Here is a 3,636-nt window from a genome sequence, read left to right as displayed (position 1 = left end):
GTGCAGGCGCGTACCGACGGTGAGTTCACAGGCACCGAGAATTTTGCCCATTTCCAGATCGTTGAGTTCATCCATCACTACGTGGTAACGGGCAGGATCGCTGATGTGCTGGCGCAGATTGAGCGCCACCATGCGATCGTCTTTGTTATAGCTGTCGATGCCCGTACAGGTGGAAAGCGCAATCACCTGATACCCTTCGTCGAGAATGCGATTGACCACCCCGGCAAAGGCTTTTTCATACGCTTGTTGAGTGGTGCCGAGACGTTTGTCGAACGGTGCCAGTTCGCGCAGGGTAATTGCCACCGTTTTCTGTTGTGCGGCAACGTCCAGCCAGTGTTGGACGGCATAGCTGGCGGTGAAATCTTTGGTGTGGTGATCGACCAGCCACGCGGTATCAACGCCATGTTCAACTTTTGCGGTAGTAATATTGCTACGTTTCATCAAATCAAGGCTGACCGATTCGCGCAGGATCAGCGCGTCACAGTGACCAAAAACGTAGTTCGCCAGTTGGTTAAATTGCTCATCCTGGAAGGGGCCGACGCTGTGACCAATCATAAACAGCGGCTTTTTCGCCATAAACGTGCAAAGCGCATGTTCAAACTGCGGCACGCCGTAGAGATCGACAAAAAACGATCCTCCGACCTGAATAATGGCGTCGTAACCTGAGAGCATGCGCACGAAGTCGGTGAATCCCTGGGCGATGGCGATATTACGCAGCTTGCCAGTGTCGGTGACGCGTGAGAGCAATACCTGGTGTTGATAGCGGCGACGGAGGACTTTTTTAACGCGCCCGACAACGCCCGCCGCGCTGTTGTGTTGTTTCATTTGCAGGAACAGCGGATCGCCCATTACCGGGCGGTTGAGCAGCCAGGAAGAACTGACCGGATAGCGGCTCATCACGTCCACTTCGGCTTGTGGATTGAGGATGTTGATGGCATCAAGTAAGCCGCGCAAGATGGCACTGTCGCCACGATTGCCGCAAGTGTGGTTGCCCAGAATAAGTAATTTCATTTTTTCCTCATAAATTTGATGCCAGGTGAGGCTGTGTTTGTTGTGTTCGTTGCCGCTTTTTGCCTGATGCGACGCTGACGCGTCTTATCAGGCCTACAGGTCCCGAGCACAGAACCGTAGGATGGATAAGGCGTTTTACGCCGCATCCGGCAACCGTTGTCGGAACCGAAAACAGCAACTCACCCCGCCCGTAAAAGCATTTTCATTTTTTCGCTGCGACAAAACTGACGCTTCACTTCCACCACCAGCGGATGGCGCGACAGCACAATCATCACCACAAACGCCAGCACGCCCGCGGCTATTTGCACCGCCAGCAGCATCCCCAGCGCCAGTTGCCCTTTCAGCACAATGCCCAGCGCATAACTAACCACCAGCGTCGGCAGCGAGAGGTAAAACGGCAGCCACAAACTCAGGATGTACTGGCGATAACTGGAACCAAGAACCGGTTTAATCATCACGAAGTAACTCAGAATGGTGTTGATAATCTGCACCAGCAGGAAACCGAGCGTGACGCCGATTGCGCCCGCCATCTGCCCACCAATAACAATCGCCGGAATAAACAGAAATGTTTTGAATACGTTGAATTTAAAGCTGATGTCGACCCGCGCTTTCGCCATCAGCAGCGAACCAATCGGGTTACCCACGGAGCGCAGCAGACCCACAATACACAGCAATTGCAGCACCGGAATAATGCTGTTCCACTTTTCGCCGAATACCAGCGGTACGAAGTTATTCGACACCACCATCAGCCCCAGCAGCGCCGGAAAGTTGATAATCCCCACTACCGACAGCAGCTTGTAGAAGTTAACACGCAGCTTTTCGGTATCGTCCTGAATTTTGGCGAATGCCGGAAACAACACGCGGGTGATGATTGGGTTCAGCTTCATCGGCGGCACAACGGCCACGTTGTACGCCAGGTTGTATCCCCCAGCCACGCCCGCGCCGAGAATACGCGCCAGCACCAGCGTTGAAAGGTTGGTATTGAGATAGTTGATGATGCTGTCCGCCGTCAGCCAGGCACCAAAACGTAAGTTTGGTGCCACCGACGCCAGCGAGAAATGCAGACCGGGGCGATAAATTTTGCGGCCAAAGTAGCCAAACAGCAGCGTTCTTACCGCACTATTGACCAGATAACCGAGGATCGCGGTCATCGCCAGCGGCCAGAAATGGGCGCTAACCACCGTAAAAGTAAAGCCCGCCAGCACCGCGCTGGTTTCGATCATGCCGATTTTGTTGAACTCCAGCTCCTTCTGCATCAACGCGCGGAACTGTTGCCCGTGGGGGATCACCACAAACGCCAGCGACAATGTTTTAATCAACGGTGCCAGGTCCGGGTTATTCAGCACGTCACCAATGGCATCACTCAACAAAAACACCGCCACGCACACCACAAGCCCCAGCCCGACGTTCAGCCAGTACAACGTGGTGAGTTCAAGGTGACTGATTTCTTTTCGCTGAATAATCGAGTTAGCGATACCGAAGTCAGAAAGCGTATCTGCCAGCGCGATTATCACCAGCGACACAGTCAGCAGGCCGAATTGGTGGTTGTCGATAATCCGCGCCAGCACGGTCATCTGCACCAGCCCGAGGCCGATGATGATCACCGTGGCAATCGCCGACCACTTCGCGCCGCTGATGGTTTTTTCACGTAAGCTCATATCAATATGCCGCTTTGTTAACGAAACCTTTGAATACCGTCAGGAAAACGATTTTGATATCGAACCAGACGCTCCATTCGCGGATGTACTCAAGGTCGAACTCGACGCGTTTTTCCATTTTCTCCAGCGTGTCGGTTTCGCCGCGCCAGCCATTAATCTGCGCCCAGCCGGTAATGCCCGGTTTCACTTTGTGGCGCAGCATGTAGCCTTCAATGAGCTGGCGATACTGTTCGTTATGCGCTACCGCGTGCGGACGCGGACCGACAATCGACATCCCGCCGGTCAGCACATTGATAAACTGCGGCAGTTCATCCAGCGAGGTGCGGCGCAGAAAGTTCCCCACTTTAGTGACGCGCGGATCGTTCTGCGTCGCCTGAGTCACCACTTTGTCGTTCTCCATCACTTTCATGGAACGGAACTTCCACACTTTGATCGGCTTGCCATCCATGCCGTAGCGAGTCTGGCGGAAAATAACCGGCCCAGGTGAACTGAGTTTCACCGCCAGCGCAATACAGCACAGCACCGGGGAGATCAGCAGCAAGATCAGCGTCGCCAGCACAATGTCTTCCGCACGTTTTAGCAGGCGGTTAACCCCGGAAAGCGGCGTGTCATACAGCGGCACCACCGGAACGCCGTTCATCTCTTCGAGACGTGAATGGAGAATGTTGAAGGTAAAGACATCGGGGATCAGCAGCACCGAACAGGTGGTGTCCGCCAGTTGATGGACCAGTTTTTTCACTCGCGCGCCGTCGCACATTTGCATCGCGATATAGACGTTATGAATCTTGCCCGCTTTCGCATCCTCGACCAGCTGTTGCAGATTGCCCGCCCAGTCGTTAGAAACGCCACCCGGTTTCGGGTCGTGGTAAACGCCCACCACTTCAAACCCTAACCACGGCTGATTACGGAAGCTCTCCATCAGCATTTGTCCGGCGGCTAAATCTCCCGCTACGGCGACCATACGCTT

At 54.2% G+C, this 3,636-nt stretch carries 3 protein-coding genes; all 3 read right to left on the bottom strand.

The genetic code is table 11. From position 1 onward, the window contains the following. Window positions 1-1,011 (bottom strand): colanic acid biosynthesis pyruvyl transferase WcaK (gene wcaK, locus QZF50_RS23035; RefSeq protein WP_290389018.1); only part of this gene is annotated, 1,011 nt, incomplete at its 3' end. A 179-nt stretch (window positions 1,012-1,190) separates the two neighbouring features. Beyond that, window positions 1,191-2,669 (bottom strand): colanic acid undecaprenyl disphosphate flippase WzxC, encoded by a 1,479-nt coding sequence (wzxC, locus tag QZF50_RS23030; protein ID WP_000058457.1) that lies wholly within the window; start codon window positions 2,667-2,669, stop codon window positions 1,191-1,193. A gap of 1 nt (window position 2,670) precedes the next feature. Next, window positions 2,671-3,636: undecaprenyl-phosphate glucose phosphotransferase (gene wcaJ / locus QZF50_RS23025; RefSeq protein ID WP_290389017.1), on the bottom strand; the 966-nt coding region annotated here is incomplete at its 5' end.

This window comes from uncultured Escherichia sp., from assembly GCF_948475835.1.
Lineage (GTDB): Bacteria > Pseudomonadota > Gammaproteobacteria > Enterobacterales > Enterobacteriaceae > ECMA0423.
Note: the sequence above shows the minus strand (reverse complement) of the source record. Positions and strands in the feature narration are given on the sequence as shown.

Coding starts and splice junctions, on each gene's coding strand:
- wzxC (WP_000058457.1), bottom strand. CDS start 2,669: ATGAGCTTACGTGAAAAAACCATCAGCGGCGCGAAGTGGTCGGCGATT.